This window comes from Fonticella tunisiensis, assembly GCF_004364155.1.
In the GTDB taxonomy this organism is placed as follows: Bacteria; Bacillota; Clostridia; order Clostridiales; family Caloramatoraceae; genus Fonticella; species Fonticella tunisiensis.
Map to the genome: position 1 here is coordinate 1 of NZ_SOAZ01000013.1, position 25,404 is coordinate 25,404.

A 25,404-nucleotide genomic window follows, 5' to 3' on the forward strand; every position below is an offset into this window, starting at 1 on the left:
TCTTTCTTTGTTTAAAACTCACTGTCTAAATTCCTGTTTTTTTAAAGAAGGCTAATTTTTCAGCTAAAATTTTAATGAGTTTTGCAATTGCCTATATTTTTAATTAATACTTTCAAATCCCAGAGCATTCATAAACCTATTAAAGGCTTTAATTCCCCTATCATCAGTTTTGAAAACTCCACAGGTTAATAAAACTTCAAGAAATTTTCTTCCCACTTCTTCCTTTAGTACATTTTCCGCCCTATTTTCATCAAGCTTTGTGCCATACTTGCCTATCAGATATTCAATAAATGGAATATGCTTATATAGTGCGTTCCCCTTATTGTACATTTCTCTAGAAAAGTAAACTTTTCCTTCGAGAATATTTTTAATTTCTTTAAGCTCTGTTTTAAGCCTTGCAGGTAGAACAGCAAGTCCCATAACTTCAATAAGACCTATGTTTTCCTTCTTTATATGATGAAGCTCCCTATGGGGATGGAATATTCCCTCTGGATATTCATCCGTTGTCCTGTTATTTCTAAGTACAAGGTCTATTTCAAACTCACCCTTTTTATTTTTTCTTACAATGGGAGTGATGGTATTGTGGAGTATTTTCTCTCCATCCTTATCTGTATATGCCAGAATATCTACACTGACATCGCTATAGCTTCTCCATTTGTTAAGAATATCGGTTGATATTTCAATGAGTTTTTCCTTGTTATTTCCTGACAGCCTTATAACCGATAGAGGCCATTTAACAATGCCTACTGTAATTTCCTCATAATTTCTGTGCTTATAAAACCTTTGAATTGGTGCCCTCTCCATAGAGAATACATGCCTTCCCCCCTGAAAATGCTCATGGGACAATATCGAACCTCCTACAATCGGAAGGTCAGCGTTTGATCCTATGAAATAATGTGGGAACTTTTCAATAAAATCGAATAGCCTCACAAAGGTCTTTTCAGATATCTTCATGGGCACATGTTTTTCATAGAATAGTATGCAGTGTTCGTTGTAATAAACATATGGAGAGTATTGAAAATACCACTGCTCACCTGCTATATTTACAGGAATTACCCTGTGATTCTGCCTTGCAGGGTGATTTATACGTCCTGCATATCCTACATTTTCAAGGCAGAGAAGGCACTTAGGATAATTTGATTGAGGCACGAGCTTTGCTGCTGCAATTTCTCCAGGGTCCTTTTCAGGTTTTGATAGATTGATTGTAATTTCCAGCTCTCCAAATTCCGTGATTGTATTCCACCTAATGTTTTTCGAAGTTCTATCCACCCTTATATAGTTTGAAGCAATGGACAGTTTGTAAAAATCATCGGTTGCCTTTTTAATCCCTTCCCTTTCTGCAGTGTACCAGAAGTTTTTTGCAACCTCAGATTGTCTCGGCATAAGAAGCCCCATGATTTTTGCATCAAGCAAATCCCTGTATGTAGTGGTATTTTCAGGAATTATGCCTGCTTCGTAGGCATAATCCAGTAAATTCGATAGTATTTCGTTTACATCCTTCGCTTCTTCCTCATCAATATCTCCGCTGTAGGGCTCCCTTATCTTAAACAAATCCATAAGGGAATTCCTCACGGGTATTTTGTCCATTTCTTCAATCAGATTATTTCTGATTCCAAAGTGAAGAAGCCTTTCTATATCCTTTTCTACGCATTTTTGCCGCACAGGGGGCACCTCCTTTAGAAAACCTTTTTTATCCTGTGTGTTTAAAGGAATGTAACTGCGCAGGGCTAGCTGAAATAATTTTATATTATGCAGTTTGAACTGCTTTCCCTTACAATAAGACTGGTGTTTAATATTATCTTCTTACCCATCTTAGCCCGGTTTTCTATTATGTCTATTAACTCCAGCGCAGCTATTTTTCCAATACTTTTAATATTAAGATCCACCGATGTAAGCCTTGGATGAGCTATATTTGCAATGAGTGTATTATCAAAACCAACAACGGAAATGTTTTCTGGTATTTTAATGCCAAGTTTGCTGCATGCCTTTAAAACACCAACTGCCATCAAGTCGTTACATGCAAATATTGCCGTCGGCCGCTCTTCTTCAAAAAGCAGTTTTTCAATTTGCATCTGTGATTTTTCTACTACCTCTATACTGTTTCCCATTCCAACGTTTAAAACCTTCTCGTATTCTAATCCCTTGCTACGGATAAATTCCCTATATATTCCTTCCTTAATGTCATAGGACAAGCTTCTGTCGCCCCTTACAAAGGCTATCCTTTTATGTCCAAGCTCAAACAGATATTGGAGAACTTCCCTAGCTCCTGCCTCCTCATCGTAGCACACAAAACTACATCTATGGCCATATGGTAAGCCGTTAATGATTAAAATGGGTATTTTTTTAGAAATTTCATCATAATATCCCTTCTTTAAATTTTCATGGGCAGGGTCTATCACTATCAAACCATCAACCTGTCTGATCAACATCTCCTCAACCCTATTCCTTTCCTCCACTTCATCCCCTTTGGTATCACTCAGGGAAATGCTGTAACCCTTATTTTTTGTATATTCCTCAATTGTTTCAACTATAGTTGGGAAGAAAAGATTTGTTATTCCTGGAACTATAACGCCTATCATTGATGTCTTTCTTGTTATGAGGCTTCTTGCAACGATATTTGGTTTATAGTTGAGCTTTTCAATGGCCCTTTCTATCTTCTCCCTTGTTTCTTTTTTTACAGGATAGTTGTTGTTAAGTACTCTTGACACTGTGGATATGGAAACTCCAGCCTCCCTTGCCACATCGCTAATATTCACAGCCATATCCGGGCTAACCTCCCTGGACTATTTCATATTTCAAATATAAAAGACATGATCTTAGAAAACGTTTTCTATAATTTTATTATATTGCAATTTTTGCCATATGTCTATAAGTCATAAACAGATTTTTATAACTTACAAAATTCTCTCCAAACAAAAAGCCACCTCACCCAACAACAGGACGAGGTGGTTTACTGTTGCGTCCATTTTAGTTTTTTTCTCTTCTCCTTTCAAGTAAATCCACAAATGCTTCTATCCTTGTAACATATCCTGCTTCTCCTGTCATTTCATCAACCACAAGCGTCATTATTGGAAAGTCCTTATCCCGTGAAACAGATGACAATATGGATTTTGAAACTATTTCAGGCATACATCCCATGGGAAAAATCTGAATAGCTCCATCAAGTCCCTCTTGCTTTGAAATAACAGCTTCACCAATACATTCCTTTGCATGCCCTCCAATGCCTATGGGCAGATATTCCATTGCAGCCTTATTTATATCCCTTGAATTTAACTTCAATGGAAATAATGCCAGATTTTTTATCCACCAGCTTGGAGTAAGCCTTCTTTTAGTTGAAACTCCATAGTCCATCAGCTTATCTTCTATATAAAGATTTGCAAAGGGCTCGATTACCGTGTATATTTCTCCTATAATGGCAATTTTAATGGGATTCTTTTCATGATTTATTTCAACTTTATCCAACTTATTGCTATATTCTTTTAAAACTTCAATCATATCTTTTGAGTTGTTGGTTTTAAGGGCATCCGCTTTGCATTTATTCAATATTCTTTTACATTCGCCTTTATTCATCTCGTATCCTGCTAGATATCGTGCCTTTGCTTCTATATCATCAATGAGCTTCATTACTTTTATTGCATCACCTAATGCTTTCACCTTCTGAAGTTTATTCTTACTGCTGCTGCCTGATATTTTACCTATCCTTCTTAACAGTTCACGGATTCCAATATCCGTTGGCACATCTAACACAATAAAGTCAACATTATATCCCAGCCTTCGTAAAATATTAATCTGAAGTTCACAATACTCTCCAAATCTGCATGGACCACAGCTTCCTGTAATTAAAACGGTATCTGCTCCATGTTCTATGCTGTGAATGTAGTTGCCTATGTTTATTTTAAATGGAAGGCATATTTCCTCCGGTGAATATAATGATCCAATTTCAATTGCATCTTTGTTGCTTAAAGGAGGTATTACATATTGAACCCCCAGACTATCAAAAAGAGCTTTAACTGCAATATAGACATTACCCATATGTGGAAAGGTAACAACCATCTTAACATCTCCTTTCAGCATATCCTCAAATACTTGTCAAAAAGCATCAAAAAATGGATTGAACTTATAAAAAATAATCCTTTATGTATCCCTATTCTTCCCTATAATGCTGTCTCCATTTTTGTATTTTTGCCAACTAAAATGAACAATATTCGTATTAAAGGCCAGACTATTATTTTAGCCTGGCCTTTTTTCTTCTAAAATATTTACCTTTTAAATGCCACTTTTAATGCCACTTTTAATGCTTCCCTGCATGCCTTAAGCGTTTCTTCAATATCTTCGTCGCTATGTTCAGCTGACAGGAACCAAGCTTCAAACTGGGAAGGTGGAATAAGTATTCCTCTCTCAAGCATTTCCCTGAAGAACGCTGAATACTTTTCTGTGTCGCATTTCATAACATCGTTATAATTTTCAAAGGGGCCCTTACCAAGGAATAAACAGAACATTCCCTTGACTCTGCTTACATGGGCATCTATGTTTAATTCTTTTATTATATTATTTATTCCTTCTTCAAGCCTTTTGGCTTTGTTTTCAAGCTCAATATAAATCTCCCTGTTGTCTTTTAAAATCTTCAAGTTTCTATATCCTATAGTCATTGCCAGTGGGTTGCCCGAAAGGGTTCCCGCCTGATATACCGGGCCAACTGGGGAAACAAGCTCCATTATCTCTCTTTTACCACCGTATGCCCCAACGGGGAGACCCCCACCTATTATCTTTCCAAGGCAGGTGATGTCAGGCTTTATATTATAAACTTCCTGTGCCCCTCCGTAGGATAATCTGAATCCTGTTATAACTTCATCAAATATTAGTACTGAACCGTACTCATCGCATATGCTTCTTAATCCTTCAAGGAAGCCCTCCTTAGGTGCAACAACTCCCATGTTTCCGGCAACGGGCTCAACTATTATACATGCAATATCCTTTCCCTCCTTTTCAAAGACCCTTTTTACCGATTCTAAATCGTTATATGTACAGATGATTGTATGTCTTGTTGTATCTTCAGGAACTCCAGGGCTCGTAGGAACACCAAAGGTTATTGCCCCTGAACCTGCCTTAACAAGGAGGGAATCGGAATGGCCGTGGTAGCAGCCTTCAAACTTTATTATCTTGCTTCTTCCAGTATAGGCCCTTGCAAGCCTTATGGCACTCATGGTGGCCTCAGTTCCTGAATTTACCATTCTAACCATGTCAACGGATATTAAAGCCTCAGTAATCATTTTAGCAACTTCAACTTCAACGGGTGAAGGTACCCCATAGCTTGTACCCCTTGCAATAGCCTCCTCTATTCCTTCAAGGACATCTTTATTGCTATGTCCAAGTATAAGGGGGCCCCATGAGCATATATAATCTATGTAGGAGTTGCCATCGACATCATATATTCTGCTTCCCTCTGCCCTTTCGATAAATATTGGATCGAGTCCAACGGACCTGAAGGCCCTTACAGGGCTGTTCACTCCTCCGGGTATATATTTTTTAGCTTCTTCAAATATCTCTCCTGATCTTTTGTGATTCACTTACCGCCCCTCCTTAAGCATTCTCGCTATGTCCTTTGCAAAGTAGGTTATTATGATATCTGCTCCTGCCCTTTTAATTGATGTTGTGGTTTCCAGTATTATATCCTCTTTAAATAGCCCGTTCTGTAGTGCAAGCTTGAGCATTGAATATTCACCGCTTACACTGTAGGCTGCTATGGGCACATTGAAGCTATCCTTAAACCTTCTTATAACATCAAGGTAGGCAAGGGCAGGCTTTACCATAAGTATATCTGCCCCCTCCTTAATATCAAGCTCCGCCTCAATAAGCGCCTCCCTGCTGTTTGCAGGGTCCATCTGGTAAGCCTTTCTATCTCCAAAGGAAGGTGCCGAATGGGCAGCCTCCCTGAAGGGCCCATAGTATGCCGATACATATTTTGCTGAATATGACATTATGGGTGTGTTCACATATCCTGCTTCATCGAGAGTTCTTCTAATATAGCCTATTCTTCCATCCATCATATCGGAGGGTGCAACCATGTCAGCCCCTGCCTCAACATGGCTTATGGCAATTTTCCCTAAATACTTAAGGGTCTCATCGTTGTCAACATATCCGTTTTCACAGAGTATCCCGCAATGCCCATGCTCCGTATACTGACACATGCATATGTCGGTTATTATATATATATCATCAAACACTTCCTTTATCCTTTTAATTGCTCTCTGTACGACTCCATTGCTGCTGTAGGCCTCTGAACCAAATGCATCTTTGTTTTCAGGAATACCAAAGAGCATAACGTATTTTATACCCAGATCATGCAGCTCCCCTATCTCTTCATTTACCCTGTCAACGGAATAGTGATAGTTCCCCGGAAGGGATTTAATCTCCTTCTTAACATTTGTGCCTTCTACTACAAATAGAGGATATATGAGGTTTTCTACATCCAATCTTGTTTCTTTCACAAGATTTCTTATAAGCTCTCCATTTCTTAAACGCCTCGGTCTCCTAATTAAATCCATTTTTATCCCTCCTGTACATCTTCAATGATGCATTGAACAATACCGTCTATTGTGTGCTCCCTTGCTTCTCTGTATACATTTAAGCTGTGTTTTCTTATGGCTTCTGAAGTAATTGGCCCTATGGATATAATTTTTATATTTCTTAAAGTCCCTATATTTTGGGCTCCAGCCATTGAAATAAAGTTTTCAACGGTAGAGGAGCTTGTAAAGGTTATATAATCGATGTTTCCATCATTTATAAGATCTAAAAGCCTATCCTTTTCACTTTCATCCTTTAGAGTCTCATAGGTTTTAACCTCTGTAACGCTGCAGATTTTTGAAAGCTCATCCACGAGAAAACTTCTAGCTCCCTTAGATCTTGGTATAAGTATCCTGTCTCTTTTATTTATGATATCCTTTAACTCCTCAAAGATACCCTCTCCAACGAATTTTTTGGGAACTATATCGGCCTTTATTCCATATCTGTTTAATTCCTTTGCAGTTCCTTTTCCGACAGCTACAATCCTGGAGTTATGTAATATCCTTGAATCATAACCCATATCAAAGAGCTTTTCAAAGAATATATTTACTCCGTTTGCGGATGTGAATATTATGTAACTATATTCCTTAATATGATTAATTGCATCCTCCAGCATATCGTTAGGTTCTATCTTTCTAATTTCTATTGTGGGAATTTCAATGGCGTTTCCTCCGAATTCTTCTATTTTTTCAACAAGTGTGCTGCTCTGGACCCTTGATCTTGTAACAACTATGTTTTTTCCAAAAAGTAGCTTTTTCTCAAAATAATTAAGTTTGTCGCGAAGATTCACAACATCCCCAACAACTATTATAGCAGGTGACTCAATGCCTTCTCTGTGAACTTTGTCATATATATCCTCCAAAGTTCCTGTTACAACCCTCTGGCTTTTCCACGTGGCCCTGTTAATAACAGCCGCAGGTGTGCTGCCTTGCTTTCCGTGTTTTATAAGGTTTTGGACTATGCTCTTTAGCCTTGAGAGGCCCATCAAAAATATTAGGGTTCCCCTTAAATTAGCTACAGTCTTCCAGTCAATCTCTTCATCATCGTCTTTTAAATGGCCTGTTATAACGTGAAAGGATGAAGCATAATCCCTGTGAGTAACGGGAATACCTGCATAGCAGAGACCTCCTATTGCAGATGTTATACCTGGAATTACTTCAAAATCAATTTCCTCCTTGTATAAAAACTCCCCTTCTTCTCCACCTCTGCCAAAAACGTATGGATCTCCCCCCTTTAGCCTTGTAACTATTTTACCTTCCTTTGCCTTATTCACAAGAAGCCTGTTTATATCCTTCTGGGGCATCGTATGATTTGAGCTTGCCTTACCCACATATATAAATTCGCAGCCCTTTTTAGCTTCCTTTAAAAGTCTATCGTTTGCAAGCCTGTCATATACTATAACATCAGCTTTTCTTATGGCTTCAAGGCCCTTAAGGGTTATAAGCTTGTAATCCCCTGGGCCCGCACCAACCAGGTATACTTTACCCTTCAAGTTTCTTCATCTCCTTAAGCAGTTCCTCTGCAAGTCTTTTTCCAAGTAATTCTTCTTCTCCAACTTTTCCTGCCGCAGTTTTTCTAATAAGCCTTTCTCCATTTTCACTTCCAAGTAAACCATAAAGAATTATATCGTCCCCGTTAACATCACAGAGTGCCCCTACAGGTATATGGCAGCTGCCATTTAAGCTGTTTAAAAGTGCTCTTTCAGCCCTTACCTGTATTTCCGTCTCCCTGTGGGCAATCTTTGATATCATGTCCTCTATTTTTTTATCGTTTTCTCTTATCTCGATGGCTAGAGCTCCCTGAGCAGGGGCTGGAAGAAATTCATCCTTTTCTAAATAACTCGTTATTCTGTCTTCTAATCCAAGCCTTTTTAGTCCTGCCGCTGAAAGTACAATGCCATGGAGATTCATTTCTTCTATCTTTCCAATTCTGGTGTCTATATTTCCCCTTATTGGAACAATATCAAGATCGGGCCTTATTTTTAGAAGTTGATATTTTCTTCTCTTGCTTCCTGTACCTATTCTCCCTCCACGCGGTAGATCGCTTAAGCTTTTAAAATCATCCCTGAGTATAAGCACATCCCTGTAGTCCTCCCTTTCCGGCACTGCAGCAAGCTTTAAACCCTTTGGAATGTTCGATGGCATATCCTTCATACTGTGTACTGCAATGTCTATCTCACCGTTTAAAAGTTCGGTTTCAATTTCCTTTACGAAAATCCCCTTATCCCCTATCTTATCCAGGGCCACATCCGTAATTTTATCCCCCTTTGTTTTTATGATTCTTATTTCAAATTCAACCTCAGGATTTTCATTTCTCAATTTTTCTATAACCCATTGGGTTTGGGTTAAAGCCAGTTTACTCCCCCTTGATCCAACTGCAATTTTCATACTCAGCCCTCCTTTTTATTAGCTCATCCGGGCTTAAATATATAAGCTCCTTAAGTATTTTGCTTCTCAACTTATTATCAGGGCATCTTTTTAAAAGTATGTCCCTGATATCTCCCAATACTTCAATGTACTTTGCATATTCATCCCCATACTGCTTCTCAATTTCTCTCTTTATTTTAGCTGCCAGGGAGGGGCTTTTCCCGGATGTAGACACCGAAATGACAAGATCACCTCTTTTAAAACTTGAAGGTACAATAAAATCCGAAGCATCAGGATTGTCAGCCAGGTTTACAAGTATTTTATTATCTCTACAGTACTGAGCTATCTTCCCGTTTACCTCTTTAGATGATGTCGCTGCAATAACCAGAAATGAATCCTTTATAAGTTCGTCTCTATAGGGTTCATTTATCAACTCAAGCTTATCGCTTAATTCATTAAATTTATCTAAAAAAAAAGTGCTTATAACCCTTATGTCCGGGCAGTATTCCAGGAGAGTCAGCGCCTTTCTGTAGGCAACCTCTCCTCCTCCAACTATTGAAATCCTTTTATTTTTCAAATTAAGCATGGCAGGATAGAACAATCAATCACCCCATTTAAGATCAAAAAGTTCCTCTAAAACCTTAATATAGGCTTCTCTTTTCTTTGGATCTTCCATTTCCTTAAGCTTTATTATAGGTTCCCTTACAAGCCTTTTAAGTGCGGAGCTTACCATCTTTTCAATGATTTTCTTGTCCTTTCCCTCAAGGTCCGCCTTTCTAAATATATATTCTAAAGTATCCTTTTCTATCTTACTGCACTTTTCCTTTAAAGATTTAATAACGGGGTCAACCCTTACAGTTGAAAGCCATGATTTAAAATCCAGAGCATCTGATTTTACTATTTCTCTTGCTCTTTTTGAAAGCTCTTCCCTTCTTTTTTCATTGAAGCTTGATATATTCTTTAAATCGTCTATGTTAAAAAGATAAACTCCACTGAGTCTTCCCGCATCAATGTCAACATCCCTCGGCATGGCAAGATCCATAATATAAAGTTCCTTTTCCCTTTTTCCTATTTTGTCAGCTTTTATTACAATGTGGGGCGAGGCAGTGGCAGTAATTAAAAGGTCTATGTCCTTGAGTATGTTATATCTTTCTTCGTAATCCAAAGCAATGATTTCAGGATGCTCCCTTGTAATCTCTAAAAGCTTCTCCCTGCTTCTGTTAGCCATGTAAATATTTTTTACATCCTCTTCAAGAATGTACTTTAATGCAAGCTTTCCCATTTTTCCAAGTCCTATTATCAAAACATTTTTGCCCTTAAGGCCTCCCATTTTTTCTTTTATGAACTTAACTCCTATATAGCTGATTGAAAGAGGCTGTTCTGATATTTTAAGAGTGGTTTTTATTCTCTTTGAGGTTGAAACTGCTTCCCTGAAAAGCTTGTTCAATATCTTTTTGCTGCTTCCGATATCCATTGCAAGTTCATGTGCGTCCTTAACCTGACCAAGTATCTGATCTTCTCCAAGAACTATTGAATCAAGGCCCGCTGCCACATAATATATATGATATATAGCCTCTTCACCCTTCTTAGCATAAAGATATTTTTCTATCTCAGGTATACCGGAGAAGTTATTATAAAACTCTTTAACCGTCTTTATGCATTCATCTATATCTCTTTTGTATGAAGCAAAATATATCTCGCTTCTATTGCATGTTGAAAGTATAACTGCTTCATCGATTCCATTGTCTAAAAGATAATTGGCTGCCTCTATTTTTTCACTGTCCATAAAGGCTGCTTCCTCCCTTATTTTAGTAGAGGCAGTATTGTGATTGAGTCCGACTACAGCTATTTCCATGACAATCCTCCTGCTTCTATGGCTTCCCTTACACGTTTCACAAATATATCCTGATAATATGGGTTGCTGCCAAGTCCATTTAAATAGGTGTCTACAGTAAAACCTGACCCTTCAAGTATTGACTTCCATGAATTCTCCTTACTCGAGGCCATATCCTTTATAGCATGATATCCCGCGGTAATCATAAACGGCATTAAAATAACCCTATTAATATTTTTCTTTTTTAGCGCTTTTATTATATCCCCAATTTGTGGATAGCCGCGTATAGTTCCTAAAAAAACGTTAGCCCCCTCATTTTCCATGTGCCTTTGAAGATTATAATAGTATTTTTGGGCCTCATGGTCAGTTCCATGCCCCATTAATACAACCGCTTCATGCTCCTTAAGTTCAGGAATCTGATGCTTAAGCCCTTCAAGGGCAACACCATAATCATCTTCATCACATAATACAGGTTTCCCAAAGGTGAGCTTTTTAAAATGCTTTTTATAGGGGGCTAAACTTTCAATAATCCTGTTGTATTCCCTGCCAGGAATAATATATAGGAGCTGAACAATTACCTCCTCAAACCCTTCCTTCATCATATTTTCTATAGCTTCTAAAGGTGTGCATATATGCATACCACTTCTCGCTTTTAATTTGTTAATGATTTTATGGGATGCAAAGGCACTTTTAATATCATAATCAGGAAAGGAAATTGCAATTTTATTTTCAATTGTTTTTATACTTGATTTTATACTGTCTTCATTGCTTGTGCCGGAGCTAATTACCAAAATACCCTTTTTGTTCTGCATAAAATCCTCCTTCACAGCTTTATATGAAAAAATTCATCATTACCATGATATATTACAGCTGCTCCAGGTTATTTGTCATCGCCCTGCAAAATTTATTATAGCACTTTAAGTAGATAGTTTAAATTGATAGAAAATCATTATTACGTAATAAATTAATCCATTGTGCTAATCTAAAAAGCATTGGAATAAAAGCAGAAAATATCTACAGACCGTTGCTGCGATGAAAAAGCAAGGAACACCATCAAGATATTTTGATAGTGTTCCTTAGGCTTTACTAAACTAATTATTTGAGGTTATAGTGGTAGAGCCCTGCTTCTGCCTAAAATAGATAACCAACCTACACTTTTATAGGACTTTTCCAAGGAAATCCCTGGTTCTTGAATGTTTGGGATTTACAAAAATTTCTTCTGGCGTTCCTTCTTCGATTATTTCCCCATCGCTCATAAATATAATCCTATCTCCAACTTCCCTTGCAAATCCCATTTCGTGGGTTACAACAACCATAGTCATTCCATCTGCTGCAAGCTCTTTCATAACATCTAAAACCTCTCCAACCATCTCAGGGTCCAAAGCTGAGGTAGGTTCATCAAAGAGCATTACATCGGGTTCCATAGCCAGAGCCCTCGCAATTGCAACCCTCTGCTTCTGCCCTCCTGAAAGTTTGGAAGGGTAGCTGTCGGCTTTATCCTCAAGACCAACTCTTCTAAGAAGTCTCATGGCAGTTCTTTCAGCCTCTTCCTTTGGAACCTTTTTAACTCTGACAGGAGCAAGGGTTATATTTTCAAGAACTGTCATATGAGGGAATAGATTAAACTGCTGAAACACCATTCCCATCTTTTGTCTATGAAGGTCTATATTAACTTTACTGTCGGTTATTGGAGTACCCTCAAAAATAATCTTACCCTTCGTAGGCACCTCAAGGAGATTAAGACATCTTAAGAAAGTGCTTTTTCCCGAACCACTTGGTCCAATAACAACTACGACTTCTCCTTTTTTAATGTTTACGTTTATATTTTTTAACACAGTGTTTTTACCAAATTTTTTCTCAAGAGCGATTACATCAATCACCTGCTCTCATCCTCCTTTCAACCCTTCCAACGACTTTAGACAGGGTAAAGGTTAATACAAAGTAAATAAAGGCTGCTACTATGAGCGGTGCAAAAGGCATGAATGTGTTTCCCCTTACAGTATCAGCGTTATACATAAGCTCCGGTATGCCTATTACAGAAACGATTGATGATTCCTTAATTACTGTTATAAATTCATTTCCAAGTGCAGGCAGTATGTTTTTAAAGGCCTGTGGAATTATTATATAGCGCATTGCCATTTTATGAGACATACCAAGTGATCTTGCTGCCTCCATCTGACCTTTATCTACTGCCTGAATTCCTGCTCGAATAATTTCAGCTACATAGGCGGAGCTGTTTATGGATAACGTTACAATTCCTGCAACATAATCCGGAAGCCCAAGGTTCATTCCGTAATATATAATAAACATCTGAACCATAACCGGCGTTCCCCTTATGAACTCAATATAGGACGATGCTATAGATTTAAGTATTTTATTCTTTGACAGTTTCATAAGAGCAAGAAAAGTACCAAGTATTACTCCAATAAGCACCGTAAATATGGAAATGATAATTGTGTTTTTAGTTCCATTTATAAAAAACATATAATATTTATTTAAAAAGGTAAAATCGATATTCAAAGCTCAACCTCCTCACTCAAATCACTATTTATTTGTCTCCCAGGGAACCTCTAGCCTCCAAAAATTTTCACCGATTATTATTCCATTTTCAACTCCTCCCGATTAATTATACATGTACGTGTATAATTAATCAATGCTTTTATTAAAAATTTATTCAACTAAATTATTCCTCATCACTAAAAAATCCTCCATTTTCATATAATTGAAAATGGAGGATTTTTTAAGCTCTATTTAATTATTAGGCATTTGGAAAGTATCTCTTAAGAAGTCCTCTAAATGCCTGTCCGTGTCTTGCTTCATCTTTACACATTTCGTGTACTGTATCGTGTATTGCATCGTAATTTAACTGCTTAGCCCTTACTGCAAGATCCTTCTTGCCCTTGCATGCCCCATATTCAGCTTCAACTCTCATTTCAAGATTTCTCTTAGTATCTGCAACTACAACCTCTCCTAAAAGTTCAGCAAACTTTGCAGCATGTTCTGCTTCTTCAAAGGCTATTCTCTTATAAGCCTCAGCTATTTCAGGGTATCCTTCTCTATCAGCCTGACGGCTCATAGCAAGATACATTCCAACTTCAGTACACTCCCCTATAAAGTTTGCCCTTAGTCCTTCTATAACTTCAGGATCTATATCCTTCGCAACTCCTATTCTGTGCTCATCTGCCCACTGAAGCTCATCCTCTTTCTTTTCAATAAACTTTTCAGCTGGCGCATTGCAAACAGGGCACTTATCCGGTGCAGCATCTCCCTCATGCACATATCCACAAATTGAACAAACAAACTTTTTCATTTTATATACCTCCCTTAATTATATTTAACACTTGTACTATTGTGGAAACATATCCAAATTCCTAATAATGTTTCCTTCATTTTCTATAATAACACAATAAAGATATATTGACAATAATTATTTGTAGATAATTTTTATTTGTAATTGTAAATAATTTGTTAATAACTTTCAGTAATCAGTAAGGCATTTTAGACATGAATTATAAAAGTATGAACATCCTAAAAAAAGAAGCGAGGATCAATTAAGCTCGCTTCCACACCTTTTATATATTTGTTTCTCTTAGCTCAAATTATTTATATTCAATCAACTCTATTATCTCATCATCGAAATACGTTTTCATTCCTTTTTTAAAATCTTTGGAACCTTTGGTGCCCTAAGCCTGTCAGCAGATGGCATATCAGTTCCAAGGAGGGGTCTCGCATAAAATTTAAATGCATCTGTAACGTTATTCCCTTCTCTGTTTATAAATTCATCCGGCATTATCTTCGTTTTTCCAGCTACTTCATGGAGGTTTGTAAGCCTGTAATCAACAGAATAATATCCTGTTCTGTGTATTGTAATCGATCCGTCCAGGTTGTGCCATATTGCAAACTGAGCAGCCTTTTCTCCTACCTCCCTTGCTTCATGCTGGTCAACATCAGAAACGCAGCCAATGAAGGATCTTTGAAGATATCCAAAGGTGTCAGACCTTACTCTTTTTATGTTTAATTTTTCTTTAACATGGTCGGCTAACAGCTGCCCAAGGCTTCCACCGGACAGGTTTACATTTCCATGTGCATCCTTTTCAATATGCTTCATAAGCTTTACCGCAATGGGAGTACCTGTTTCATCCGCTATTCCTTCTGATACAGCAACAATACATCTTCCGTACCTGTCATAAACTTTTTTTACATCCTGTATAAACTTTTCAAGGCTGAATGGCCTTTCTGGAAGATAGATAAGATGTGGACCATCATCAGGATATTTTTGGGCAAGGGATGAGGCTGCTGTCAAAAAACCTGCATGCCTTCCCATAACTATTCCTATATAGATGCCGGGAAGTGCCCTGACATCTAGATTTATCCCTATAAATGCCTGTGATACAAATTTTGCTGCGGAGCCATATCCAGGTGTATGATCGTTTACCGTAAGGTCATTGTCTATCGTTTTCGGTATATGTATTGCCCTGAATTCATATCCCGAAATCTCTGCATATTCGTTTACAATTCTTACGGTATCCGCAGAGTCATTCCCTCCTATATAAAAGAAATATCTTATATCATGTGCCCTCATAACGTCGAACATTTCCTTGCAGTACTTTTCATCTGGTTTATCCCTTGTTGAGAAAAGAGCAGATGAGGGTGTCTTTGCCACCTGCTCAAGATTATGTGTAGTTTCCTGCGTAAGATCAATGAAATCTTCATTGATTATTCCAGCAACTCCATTAATAGCCCCATAAACCTTCGTTACCTGCTGAAATTTTCTAGATTCCAGTACTGCACCTACAAGGGATTGGTTAATAACTGCAGTTGGCCCTCCTCCCTGTGCAACTAAAACTTTTCCTTCCAGCTTCATTCAAATCCTCCCTTTCCTAAATAAATACAGCCGAACACAACCGTCCATCCTCAATATGATTTTACAACATATTCCATAATATTTACAATTATGTATTTATAAAAAATTATTCTAATTGGTAACCAGACTTTTATTTCTTACATATATTAATACAGAGTATTATTAAAGGTGTGATTGTATTTGATAATCCATGTTGTAAAACCAGGCGACAGCATATACAAAATTGCACGCAGATATGGTGTATCTCCCTCAAAAATTATTTCTGATAACGAGCTTTCAAATCCTGATAGACTTGTGGTAGGCCAGACCATAGTGGTTATGGAGGGAGAAAGAGTGCATATCGTGGCTCCTGGGGAGTCCCTCTATTCAATATCAAGGAACTACAACATCCCGATTGAAGACATACTTGAAGCTAACCCACAAATAATAAATCCTGCAGCCATTTCTGCAGGACAGGTTATTACTATTCCTGCACGTACCAGGGCCCTTGGCACAATAGAGGTAAATGGTTATGCTTTCCCAGATATTAATATGGAGGTTTTAAGAAAGACTCTTCCATACCTTACTTATCTCAGCATCTTCTCGCATGAGGTAAACCCTGATGGAACATTAAGGGATATTAATGACGAACCGCTAATAAGAGCCGCAAGGGCAGCTGGTGTTGCTCCACTTCTTGTTATAACAAATATTGAAGCTGGTGCAAGCTTTAGCAGTGATTTGGCCAGGGCTATTCTTTCAAATGAACAGGTTCAGGATAGGCTGATTGATAACGTACTTAGAACATTAAGGGTCAAAAACTATTATGGTCTTGACATTGACTTTGAATATATATACCCAGCTGATAGAGAAAGATACAATGCATTTTTAAGAAAGGTTGTTGAAAGGCTGAGACCACAGGGCTACACTGTAACAACGGCCCTTGCCCCTAAAAACAGCGCTGATCAGCCCGGGCTTTTATACGAAGCCCACGACTACCCTGTTCACGGCCAGTTAGCCAACCATGTTATACTCATGACCTATGAATGGGGTTATACCTACGGACCTCCAATGGCCGTATCCCCTATAAACGAAGTCAGAAAGGTGCTAAACTACGCGGTAACTGCAATCCCAAGGCAGAAGATATTAATGGGCATTCCAAACTATGGATATGACTGGACTCTACCATACCGCAGAGGAAGCGTAGCAAGAACCCTTTCAAACACCGGCGCCGTAGAGCTCGCTTTACGTGAAAACGCTGCCATTCAGTACGATGTTGAATCCCAGGCTCCATTCTTCAGGTACTATGACGACAATAGAAGGCTCCATGAGGTATGGTTTGAGGATGCGCGAAGCATAAACACAAAACTCAGGCTTGTTGATCAATACAATATCGGAGGAGTGAGCTACTGGACTATAGGTAGTTTCTTCCCACAGAACTGGCTGGTTTTAAGGTCGCTGTATGACGTAAGGAAAGTATTGTAAAAAACAAGTACTCTGCCTTAAGGCAGAGTACTTGTTTTTATGAAGCAAAAGAAAGTTGGAATTAAAAAATCCTTTTTTATATATAATATAGTGGCCAGACTATATTAAAATATTTGATTTAGGTGGTACATATGCGGGATTTCATTTTTGGTATTATGGGGGGAACTGCCCTCCTTATGTATGGAGTTAATATGATGGGAAGTGGCCTTGAAAGGGCATCTGGAAGGGTAATGAAAAAAATTCTCTCAATATTCACAGGAAGGGTATGGAGTGCCTTTATGGCAGGAACATTTCTAACTGCCCTGGTCCAAAGCAGTACTGCAGTGACGGTGCTTACTGTTGGCTTTGTAAATGCCGGACTTATGAAACTTCCACAGGCAGTAGGAATCATATATGGTGCCAACATTGGAACCACCATTACAGCTCAGCTAATGTCAGCCAGCTACAGCTTCAACCTTACCGATTATGCACTTCCGGTTCTTTCTGTAGGATTTATCATAAACCTTACCTTCAAAAATAAAACTATAAAAAGCTTTGGAGAAGCACTCATGGGGTTTGGAATGATGTTTCTGGGACTTAAAATATTAAACCTTGGAGTTCCATTCATGAGCAAAAGTGATACCCTTAAATATTTTTTTAGAACCTATGCATCAATACCAACTATCGGGATTTTTCTTGGGGCTTTGGCAACGGCGCTTGTACATAGCAGCAGTGCAACGGTTGGCCTTGTTATGGTGCTTGGGGAGGCAGGGCTTATAGATCTGACTTCAGCAGTATGTATTATGCTTGGTGACAACATAGGGACCTGCATAACAGCTCAGCTTGCAAGCCTGACAGGAAACATAAATGCTAGAAGAACAGCATGGGCACACACTCTTTACAATATGATTGGGGTAATTATAGTTGCCTTTATACTTCCCTGGTTTGTTAATATGATACAAGGTGCAACCCTACATTTTAGTAAATCAACTGATATAAGCGTTCAGATCGCAAATTCACATACAATATTCAATGTACTCAGCGCCGTAATATTTCTACCAATAACGAAATATTATGTAAAGTTCATCGAGTTTGTTGTACCAAATTAAACATTTATGAACCTAATAAGCTTCTATATCATAGTATATTAAGGATTAATTTTTGCAGGTAGACCTATGAACTATATTATAAATTCCTTTAGAAGTTCCAATCAATATATGAGGGAAAACGCTGTTAAATACGCCATTAAATACGCTTTAAACCCTAATCCTGCATATAGATTCCTCGGCTTTCATGGAGATGGAGGTGGCGATTGTTCCAATTTCATATCGCAATGCCTGAGGGCCGGAGGTGCACCTATGGCATATGACTCCATAGGGCCCTGGTGGTATAAAGGCAATGGGGGCAAAAATGATAGATGGTCAGTCTCCTGGGCTGTTGCCCATTCCCTGTACTGGACACTTAAAATCAGGGGATACAAAAATCTTCCAGGTCTTAAGGGGATTGAAGTACCCGACATTGATATTCTTGAGCTTGGAGATTTAATACAGTACGAAAATGCAGGGGGAAGGATATATCATTCAACAATTATAACGGGTTTTACAGTTCAAAAAGGCATAAAGGAGCCCCTTATTAGCCAGCACTCATTTAATGGGCTTAACATATATTATATAAAGCCTGCAGCTTCCAGGATGCACTTTATGAAAATAAAAATATAAACCTGCTGAAGTATCAACAGGTTCTATTGTTACTTCTCAAGCTTTGCAAGTTCAATGGCAAGCTGCGCTCCAAGCTTTGCGTTGTTGTATACAAGCTGGACATTTGATTCGAGGCTTTCTCCTCCCGTAATATCCTTAACCTTTGCAAGAAGAAATGGAGTGCTTTCCTTTCCCCTGATTCCCTTTTCCTCAGCATCCTTTAAAGCCTCTTCAATTGCTTTAGTTATCTTCTCATAATCCATCTGATATTCCTCAGGAATGGGGTTTGCAATAACAATTCCTCCACTAAGCCCTAGATCCCATTTTGCCTTTATAACTTCTGCAAGCTCCTTTGGAGAGTCCACTCTATAATCAACCTTAAAACCACTTCTTCTTGTATAGAAGGCCGGAAGTTCCTCGGTTCCAAATCCTACAACAGGAACTCCAAAGGTTTCAAGGTATTCAAGGGTAAGCCCTAAATCCAGTATGGATTTAGCACCTGCACAAACCACTGCAACGTTTGTGTGTGCTAGCTCCTGAAGGTCTGCAGATATGTCAAAGGTCTCCTGTGCACCTCTATGTACCCCTCCGATACCTCCCGTTGCAAACACTTTGATTCCTGCCAGAGCCGCAATTATCATAGTAGATGCAACTGTTGTTGCTCCATCAAGCTTTTTTGCAACTATAAAAGGTATATCCCTTCTGCTTGTTTTAATTACATTTTTGCTTTTTCCAAGGTGTTCTATTTCTTCGGCGGTTAATCCAACCTTTAGTTTTCCATTAAGTATTGCTATAGTAGCAGGGACTGCTCCATTTTCCCTTACAATTTTTTCAACATTTAAAGCCGTTTCAACATTTTTATGATAGGGCATTCCGTGGGAAATAATCGTCGATTCAAGTGCCACCACCGGCATGCCCTCCTTCAAGGCTTCTAAAACTTCCTTTTTAATATCAAAATACTTCTCTAGCATAATCCTATCTCCTTCATTTTTTTATTTATGTTTTCTATTGACATATTTGGATTTATAGTATTTTCATGTGACAGGGCAAGTATCGAAGCTGCCATTGCAAAGCGTGCACTTAAGTCCGTATCAAATTCATTGATGTATCCATATACAAGCCCTGCAACAAATGCATCACCTGCTCCTGTTGCATTAATAACTTTTATTTTAGGAGGTTTTATATGTCCTGAGCTCACTCCATCATTATAATATACTCCATCCTCCCCAAGGCTTATAAAAACCCTCTTTACTCCCTTATAAAGCAATATTTTTGCAGCATCTTCAAGGCTTTTTTCATCTATTATCTTTTTACCGGTAAGCATTTCAGCCTCAATTTTGTTAGGCTTTACGGCATGAAAATAGCCAATAAAGTCTTTAACCTTTTTTGCTTTAGCTGCTGAAACGGTATCAAGGAAAAAAATTGTATTTCTACAGCCTGTTACAAGATACTCGATTACCTCCTTAGGGATATTGGTATCAATTACGCAGAGCCTTGAATTTTCGACAACGTACTTCTTATTCTTAATAAATTCTACGGTCATATTGTCATATATATCCATATGGGATATGGCTGCTGTCATATCACCTTTCTCATTTAAAATGGAAAGGTAGGTGGAAGTTGCATGTCCCTTAATCACAAGGGAGTCATCCATATTAAGGCCTATAAGCTTTGCCTCTTCAAGTATCCTGTTTCCATAGAGATCATCTCCAACAATGCTTATAAGTCTTGTTTCAATTCCAAGCTTTACAAGATTTTCCCCAATGTTTCTTCCTACTCCCCCAAGGGATACCTTAACCTCTCCCGGATTTGAATCACTTAACATAAGCTTTTTCCTTGGAAAGCCCTGTATGTCTATATTTGCACCTCCAACTATTGATACATAGTCACCCTCTTTAACTATGTACCCTTTTCCCAATATATATCCTTTTTTTGTCATATTTGTAATGTGAACTGCCACGGAAGAACGTGTGATTCCCAGTATTTTTGATATCTCACCCTGAGATATCAATGGGTTCTTTTTTATCAATTCTAATATTTCCCTTTCTCTTCCTGTCATAGAAAACTCCTTAATTATTGCTTATTTAATAAGCATTAGCTTAATTTAATATTACCATAAACGACTATAGCTTTCAACTTAAGTATTCCCTAATTGAAATAAAATAGTACATACCTAAATAAATAGCATAATTCTATATTTACATATCATATAACTTATCAGGAATATATTTTATAAATTTCCAGGTATGCCCTCGAAAGGAGTACGAAAATGAATGATAGGCGTATTGCTCTTACAGCTTTATTTTCACTGTTTCTTATATTAATTCTGGCACTCCTCCTTGAAAACTCTATAAAAATCAACACTAATTTCCCTGCAGGCATTACAATAAACGAGTTTATGATATCCAACAAATCCACCGTTACCGATGAGGACGGTGACTACTCTGACTGGATAGAGCTTTTTAACTCCGGTCCATCCCCTGTGAACCTGAAAGAATTTGAACTATCCGATAACAGCCAGGATCCTGGTAAATGGAAGCTCCCTGATTATATTCTAAATTCAGGGCAATATATAGTTATATTTGCTTCTGGAAAGGACAAGCAACCTGCCGATAATGGATTTTTTCATACTTCCTTTAAACTCAGCAGCGATGATGACGCTGTACTATTAAGCAGGAATGGGAACGTCATTGAAGAAATTAAAATTTCAAAGTGTGATCCGGATGTTTCCTATGGAAGGGATATTAAAAACAATGGGCAGTGGTCCATTCTAAAAAATCCAACACCAGGATATCCAAACACCGATAGTGGTTATGATGATTTTTTAAGCAGCAGAAAGCTTAAAGATTCATTAGTTATTATAAACGAGGTTATGCCATCCAACAGAACAACATTAAGAGATGAGGACTGGGATTATTCAGATTGGATTGAAATCTATAACTTAGGTGACAGGCAGATAGATCTATCAGGTTACGGCTTATCTGATGATGCTTCAGACTTGCATAAATGGAAATTTCCCAAGATTATCCTTGAACCTAAAAACTACCTTGTGATATTCGCATCGGGAAAGGATAAAAAGGAAAAAAGCAGTAATTATTACCACACAAATTTTAGGTTAAATCCATCCAGTGAAAAATTAATATTTTCCACTCCTCAGGGTAAAATCATTGACGTAATAAACTTAAGTGGCCTTTCACCCGACATATCATATGGAAGAGATACAGAAAACATTAATAGATGGATATATTTCAAACGCCCCACCCCTGGATATGAGAATAACGGAAACGGGTATAATGCATTTTTAGGAAGTATGGAAACAGATTCAAGTTTAATCATCTCTGAGGCAGCGCCTTATAATCAGTTTTTAAAGGATGAAGATGGTGAATATTCTGATTGGATAGAAATACACAATAAAAAGGACGTTCCCATAAACCTTTCTGAATACCGGCTGACGGATAATATAAATTATCCTGAAAAGTGGATATTCCCATCCAAAACCATAAATCCGGACCAGAGTTTGGTGGTCTTTTTATCTGGAAAAAATAAGAATAATGCTTCCTCCAAATTTCTTCATACTAATTTTAAGCTGGACAGAAATTCGGAGGCTATATTCCTTATGGACAAATCAGGCAGGTTAGTAGATAAACTGGTTCTTGAAGGTACTCCTGTATATGCCTCCTGCGGAAAAGGGCCAAACTATGAAGGATATTATTTTTTCAATAATCCTACACCAGGAGGTAAAAATGTAAATGGATACGAGGATATTGCAGATGCTCCCGTATTTTCAAACCCTGGAGGATTTTACAACGATAAGGTATCTCTTAAACTTTCTTCTAATCTTTCCAGAGCAATAATACGCTACACCACCGATGGTTCAATTCCAGATATAAACTCTACCGCCTATTTAGCTCCAATATCAATAACTAAAACTACCGTTATAAGAGCGAGGTGTTTTGTAAATGGATTTCTCCCCGGACCCATTGTTACCAATACTTTTTTCATTAATTCAGACAGGAACCTTACCACCGTTTCTATTTCTACAGACCCCTCTAATCTATGGGACGAAGATGATGGCATATACGTTAAAGGAAAAGGAGCATCGCCGAATTTTCCATATTTAGGTGCTAATTTCTGGAAAGACATAGAAAAACCTATTCATATCGAGCTTTATGAGCCCGATGGAAGTGCAGGCTTCAGCATAGACGCTGGAATAAAAATATACGGGTCCTACAGCAGGGCGATGGATCAAAAATCCTTTGCAGTATATGCAAGAGAGAAATATGGTAAAGACTTTATAGACTATCAGATATTTAAAGATAAGCCCATTAATAAGTTTAAATCAATAGTGCTCAGGACATCTGGACAGGATGCAAACCTCTCTAAAATAAGGGACATTTTAATGACGGGTCTTGCGGGAGACATGGGGCTTGACGTTCAAGCCTACAGGCAGGCTGTACTCTATATTAACGGGGAATACTGGGGGATATACAACATCCGTGAAAAGATAAACGAGGATTTTATTGCTTCAAATCACAACATAAGCAATCCTAATAATATAGACCTTCTTGTGGCAAACGGAAAACCCCTTTCCGGAGATGCAAATCATTATAAAGCACTTTTAGATTTTGTATCAAATAACGATATGGCACAGAAAAGAAACTATGAATACGTTAAAACCCAGATGGACGTTGAAAACTACATGGACTATATAATTGCTGAAATGTATTTTGCAAACACTGATACAGGCAACATAAAATTCTGGAGGGAGAAAATTCCTGATGGAAAATGGAGGTGGATTGTATACGATACCGACTGGGGATTTTTCAACGTTAAACACAACAGCATAGCCTTTAACCTTGATCCTGAAGGTACAGGTGTAAACAAATATTTTTCAACCCTCTTAATTAGAAAACTTCTTGAAAACCCGGAATTTAAAAAGGTATTTCTTCAAAGGTTTGGAAGGCATATGAATACTACATTTAAGCCTAAAAGGGTTATTGCAAAAATAGATGAACTCTCTAAAAATATTGAAGATGAAATGCCTAAGCAGATAAAAAGATGGGGAAGCTCCATGGTCAGGTGGAGAAGCCAGATAAATTTTCTAAAAAGCTTTGCAAAGGAGAGGCCTTCATATATATACAAATACGTTCAGGAATATTTTCATTTAAGCGAGCAGGATATGGCAGGTTTAGGGTTTTATAAATAATGCTCATCAGGAGGATGATATGGGAGATGAAATAACACTTTTTAGAAATGAGCTTAAATATATGATAAGCTTATCAGATTACATAATTATGAAAAACAGACTGAGGCATTTCCTTAAAGCTGACAGGTTTGGAGGGCAGAACAATGAATATCATGTCAGGAGCCTTTACTTTGATGATGTATATGACAGCTGCCTGTTCGAAAAACTTTCAGGAGTTTATTCCAGGGAGAAATTTAGAATAAGGATTTACAATCTTTCAGACAGGATAATCAAATTTGAAAGAAAATACAAGGAAGGGCAGTTCGTTTTAAAGAAATCTACAGCCATAACCCGGGACGAATGTAACGCAATTATAGAAGGCAAAATCGATTTAATAAAAAATGCTCAAAGCAGTCCTCTTCAAAAATTCTACATTAAATCAAGAAATAGTGTGTATAAACCTGCTGTAGTCGTTGACTATGTTAGGGAAGCTTATACCCATTCTGTGGAAAACATAAGAATAACCTTTGATAAAAAACTAAAGACATGTTTTAAAAAAACTGATATTTTTAACCCGGACCTTCCTACCTTTCCTGCTATTAACACAAACTCAATAATACTTGAAATTAAGTTTAACAGATTTCTTCCTGATTACATAAAGAATATAATCTCAATTTCTTCCCTTCAAAGGCTTTCAATATCCAAATACCTTCTCTGCAGGGAAGTCAATATTAAAAATATAGAGGTGGGCTATTAATGAATGGGGTAATAAAGTTTAGCGATATTATAAAAAAACGTTTCCTTGAGGATATGATGATAGGTGGAAACCTTACTATAACGAGGGTTGTAATAACTCTCCTTCTGACCTTTTTAGCTACCCTTTTTGTATATTATATTTACAGAAAAACCTTCAGCGGCACCCTCTACAGCAGAAGCTTCAATATATCCCTTATAATGCTTTCTCTCGTTACTGCTCTTATAATCATGCCAATAACTTCAAACCTTACTTTATCCCTTGGAATGGTTGGTGCCCTTAGTATCGTCAGGTTCAGGACAGCACTTAAGGATCCAAACGACATTACATATATGTTCTGGGCAATTGCTGTAGGCCTTACCATGGGAGCAGGATTTTATTCCGCCGCTGCAGCAGGCACCTTTGTAATAGGAATGATACTGCTGATACTTCATTTTATAAAGCCCGGAGGTTTTTCTTCATACCTTTTAATCCTCCACTTTTCCCATGAAAGTTCTGAGGCTGTTAATGAGAGCTTGAGGAAACTTCCCCATCGGCACCTTAAATCTAAAACTGTAACAGGAGATGGGGTTGAACTTATAATGGAGGTTAAAATAAAAGGAAGCAATACAAACTTCGTAAACGATTTTTTAGATATTAAAGGAGTACGTGATGCTGCACTTGCAAGCAGCAGTGGAGACTATATTTCATGAGATATGGG

At 37.8% G+C, this 25,404-nt stretch carries 22 protein-coding genes; 6 read left to right on the top strand and 16 right to left on the bottom strand.

The genetic code is table 11. The annotated features are described in order from the left end of the window. Window positions 1-99 precede the first annotated feature (99 nt). The 14 genes from EDD71_RS08725 to EDD71_RS08785 form a co-directional block, all read right to left on the bottom strand. The gene (locus tag EDD71_RS08725; RefSeq protein WP_133628353.1) at window positions 100-1,662 is read right to left on the bottom strand and encodes a UDP-glucose--hexose-1-phosphate uridylyltransferase; all 1,563 of its coding nucleotides are present in this window, start codon (window positions 1,660-1,662) and stop codon (window positions 100-102) included. A gap of 80 nt (window positions 1,663-1,742) precedes the next feature. Next, window positions 1,743-2,762 (bottom strand): LacI family DNA-binding transcriptional regulator, encoded by a 1,020-nt coding sequence (locus EDD71_RS08730; RefSeq protein ID WP_133628354.1) that lies wholly within the window; start codon window positions 2,760-2,762, stop codon window positions 1,743-1,745. Between the two features lie 205 nt (window positions 2,763-2,967). Beyond that, entirely contained in the window at window positions 2,968-4,053 is a 1,086-nt protein-coding gene (locus EDD71_RS08735; RefSeq protein ID WP_133628419.1) for a 2-hydroxyglutaryl-CoA dehydratase, read from the bottom strand. Window positions 4,054-4,259: 206 nt separating this feature from the next. Then, window positions 4,260-5,567 (bottom strand): glutamate-1-semialdehyde 2,1-aminomutase, encoded by a 1,308-nt coding sequence (gene hemL / locus EDD71_RS15340; protein WP_166636416.1) that lies wholly within the window; start codon window positions 5,565-5,567, stop codon window positions 4,260-4,262. Continuing rightward, window positions 5,568-6,545: a porphobilinogen synthase gene (gene hemB / locus EDD71_RS15345; protein ID WP_166636417.1), complete on the bottom strand. Its 978-nt coding sequence runs from the start codon at window positions 6,543-6,545 to the stop codon at window positions 5,568-5,570. 2 nt (window positions 6,546-6,547) lie between these two features. Then, window positions 6,548-8,056 (bottom strand): uroporphyrinogen-III C-methyltransferase, encoded by a 1,509-nt coding sequence (gene cobA / locus EDD71_RS08745; protein ID WP_133628355.1) that lies wholly within the window; start codon window positions 8,054-8,056, stop codon window positions 6,548-6,550. Further along, on the bottom strand, window positions 8,046-8,951 hold the full coding sequence (hemC, locus tag EDD71_RS08750; RefSeq protein WP_133628356.1) for a hydroxymethylbilane synthase: 906 nt from the start codon (window positions 8,949-8,951) through the stop codon (window positions 8,046-8,048). The genes cobA and hemC overlap by 11 nt, the downstream gene beginning before the upstream one ends. Then, window positions 8,920-9,516 carry a precorrin-2 dehydrogenase/sirohydrochlorin ferrochelatase family protein gene (locus EDD71_RS08755; RefSeq protein ID WP_243116429.1) on the bottom strand — a complete coding sequence of 199 codons (597 nt, stop codon included), beginning with the start codon at window positions 9,514-9,516 and terminating at the stop codon, window positions 8,920-8,922. Before EDD71_RS08755 ends, hemC begins: the two co-directional genes overlap by 32 nt. A gap of 15 nt (window positions 9,517-9,531) precedes the next feature. Then, the gene (hemA, locus tag EDD71_RS08760) at window positions 9,532-10,785 is read right to left on the bottom strand and encodes a glutamyl-tRNA reductase (RefSeq protein ID WP_133628358.1); all 1,254 of its coding nucleotides are present in this window, start codon (window positions 10,783-10,785) and stop codon (window positions 9,532-9,534) included. Next, a complete protein-coding gene (locus tag EDD71_RS08765) occupies window positions 10,776-11,576 on the bottom strand; it encodes a sirohydrochlorin cobaltochelatase (RefSeq protein WP_133628359.1) in 801 nt (266 codons plus the stop codon). Before EDD71_RS08765 ends, hemA begins: the two co-directional genes overlap by 10 nt. Window positions 11,577-11,921: 345 nt before the next feature. Further along, window positions 11,922-12,644, bottom strand: a complete 723-nt coding sequence (locus EDD71_RS08770) for an amino acid ABC transporter ATP-binding protein (protein WP_133628360.1) — start codon at window positions 12,642-12,644, stop codon at window positions 11,922-11,924. Continuing rightward, window positions 12,637-13,278 (bottom strand): amino acid ABC transporter permease, encoded by a 642-nt coding sequence (locus tag EDD71_RS08775; protein ID WP_133628420.1) that lies wholly within the window; start codon window positions 13,276-13,278, stop codon window positions 12,637-12,639. The genes EDD71_RS08770 and EDD71_RS08775 overlap by 8 nt, the downstream gene beginning before the upstream one ends. Before the next feature lie 244 nt (window positions 13,279-13,522). Beyond that, a complete protein-coding gene (locus EDD71_RS08780; protein WP_133628361.1) occupies window positions 13,523-14,074 on the bottom strand; it encodes an NADH peroxidase in 552 nt (183 codons plus the stop codon). A gap of 336 nt (window positions 14,075-14,410) precedes the next feature. Continuing rightward, window positions 14,411-15,628 (bottom strand): 6-phosphofructokinase, encoded by a 1,218-nt coding sequence (locus EDD71_RS08785; protein ID WP_133628362.1) that lies wholly within the window; start codon window positions 15,626-15,628, stop codon window positions 14,411-14,413. 180 nt (window positions 15,629-15,808) lie between these two features. On the opposite strand from EDD71_RS08785, the gene EDD71_RS08790 reads away from it, so the two are divergent. From EDD71_RS08790 to EDD71_RS08800, 3 genes are all read left to right on the top strand, one after another. Continuing rightward, the gene (locus EDD71_RS08790) at window positions 15,809-17,089 is read left to right on the top strand and encodes a glycoside hydrolase family 18 protein (protein ID WP_133628363.1); all 1,281 of its coding nucleotides are present in this window, start codon (window positions 15,809-15,811) and stop codon (window positions 17,087-17,089) included. A gap of 131 nt (window positions 17,090-17,220) precedes the next feature. Then, entirely contained in the window at window positions 17,221-18,177 is a 957-nt protein-coding gene (locus tag EDD71_RS08795; protein ID WP_133628364.1) for a Na/Pi cotransporter family protein, read from the top strand. Between the two features lie 66 nt (window positions 18,178-18,243). Further along, window positions 18,244-18,786, top strand: a complete 543-nt coding sequence (locus EDD71_RS08800; RefSeq protein WP_133628365.1) for an amidase domain-containing protein — start codon at window positions 18,244-18,246, stop codon at window positions 18,784-18,786. A gap of 29 nt (window positions 18,787-18,815) precedes the next feature. Here the strand turns inward: EDD71_RS08800 and EDD71_RS08805 are convergent, their stop codons facing one another. Together EDD71_RS08805 and EDD71_RS08810 are read right to left on the bottom strand one after the other, a co-directional pair. Beyond that, window positions 18,816-19,736 carry a pseudouridine-5'-phosphate glycosidase gene (locus EDD71_RS08805; protein WP_133628366.1) on the bottom strand — a complete coding sequence of 307 codons (921 nt, stop codon included), beginning with the start codon at window positions 19,734-19,736 and terminating at the stop codon, window positions 18,816-18,818. After that, the gene (locus EDD71_RS08810; RefSeq protein ID WP_133628367.1) at window positions 19,730-20,824 is read right to left on the bottom strand and encodes a PfkB family carbohydrate kinase; all 1,095 of its coding nucleotides are present in this window, start codon (window positions 20,822-20,824) and stop codon (window positions 19,730-19,732) included. The genes EDD71_RS08805 and EDD71_RS08810 overlap by 7 nt, the downstream gene beginning before the upstream one ends. 210 nt (window positions 20,825-21,034) lie before the next feature. On the opposite strand from EDD71_RS08810, the gene EDD71_RS08815 reads away from it, so the two are divergent. From EDD71_RS08815 to EDD71_RS08825, 3 genes are read left to right on the top strand one after another with little or no spacing between them, the layout of a single operon-like run. Further along, window positions 21,035-23,971, top strand: coding sequence for a CotH kinase family protein (locus EDD71_RS08815; protein ID WP_133628368.1), 2,937 nt, complete (start codon window positions 21,035-21,037; stop codon window positions 23,969-23,971). A 19-nt stretch (window positions 23,972-23,990) separates the two neighbouring features. After that, window positions 23,991-24,707, top strand: a complete 717-nt coding sequence (locus EDD71_RS08820; RefSeq protein WP_133628369.1) for a polyphosphate polymerase domain-containing protein — start codon at window positions 23,991-23,993, stop codon at window positions 24,705-24,707. Beyond that, window positions 24,707-25,396, top strand: a complete 690-nt coding sequence (locus EDD71_RS08825) for a DUF4956 domain-containing protein (protein WP_133628370.1) — start codon at window positions 24,707-24,709, stop codon at window positions 25,394-25,396. Before EDD71_RS08820 ends, EDD71_RS08825 begins: the two co-directional genes overlap by 1 nt. Window positions 25,397-25,404 lie beyond the last annotated feature (8 nt).

Coding starts and splice junctions, on each gene's coding strand:
- EDD71_RS08730 (WP_133628354.1), bottom strand. CDS start 2,762: ATGGCTGTGAATATTAGCGATGTGGCAAGGGAGGCTGGAGTTTCCATA.
- EDD71_RS08735 (WP_133628419.1), bottom strand. CDS start 4,053: ATGGTTGTTACCTTTCCACATATGGGTAATGTCTATATTGCAGTTAAA.
- hemB (WP_166636417.1), bottom strand. CDS start 6,545: ATGGATTTAATTAGGAGACCGAGGCGTTTAAGAAATGGAGAGCTTATA.
- hemC (WP_133628356.1), bottom strand. CDS start 8,951: ATGAAAATTGCAGTTGGATCAAGGGGGAGTAAACTGGCTTTAACCCAA.
- EDD71_RS08755 (WP_243116429.1), bottom strand. CDS start 9,516: ATGCTTAATTTGAAAAATAAAAGGATTTCAATAGTTGGAGGAGGAGAG.
- hemA (WP_133628358.1), bottom strand. CDS start 10,785: ATGGAAATAGCTGTAGTCGGACTCAATCACAATACTGCCTCTACTAAA.
- EDD71_RS08765 (WP_133628359.1), bottom strand. CDS start 11,576: ATGCAGAACAAAAAGGGTATTTTGGTAATTAGCTCCGGCACAAGCAAT.
- EDD71_RS08780 (WP_133628361.1), bottom strand. CDS start 14,074: ATGAAAAAGTTTGTTTGTTCAATTTGTGGATATGTGCATGAGGGAGAT.
- EDD71_RS08785 (WP_133628362.1), bottom strand. CDS start 15,628: ATGAAGCTGGAAGGAAAAGTTTTAGTTGCACAGGGAGGAGGGCCAACT.
- EDD71_RS08795 (WP_133628364.1), top strand. CDS start 17,221: ATGCGGGATTTCATTTTTGGTATTATGGGGGGAACTGCCCTCCTTATG.
- EDD71_RS08800 (WP_133628365.1), top strand. CDS start 18,244: ATGAACTATATTATAAATTCCTTTAGAAGTTCCAATCAATATATGAGG.
- EDD71_RS08805 (WP_133628366.1), bottom strand. CDS start 19,736: ATGCTAGAGAAGTATTTTGATATTAAAAAGGAAGTTTTAGAAGCCTTG.
- EDD71_RS08810 (WP_133628367.1), bottom strand. CDS start 20,824: ATGACAGGAAGAGAAAGGGAAATATTAGAATTGATAAAAAAGAACCCA.
- EDD71_RS08815 (WP_133628368.1), top strand. CDS start 21,035: ATGAATGATAGGCGTATTGCTCTTACAGCTTTATTTTCACTGTTTCTT.
- EDD71_RS08820 (WP_133628369.1), top strand. CDS start 23,991: ATGGGAGATGAAATAACACTTTTTAGAAATGAGCTTAAATATATGATA.
- EDD71_RS08825 (WP_133628370.1), top strand. CDS start 24,707: ATGAATGGGGTAATAAAGTTTAGCGATATTATAAAAAAACGTTTCCTT.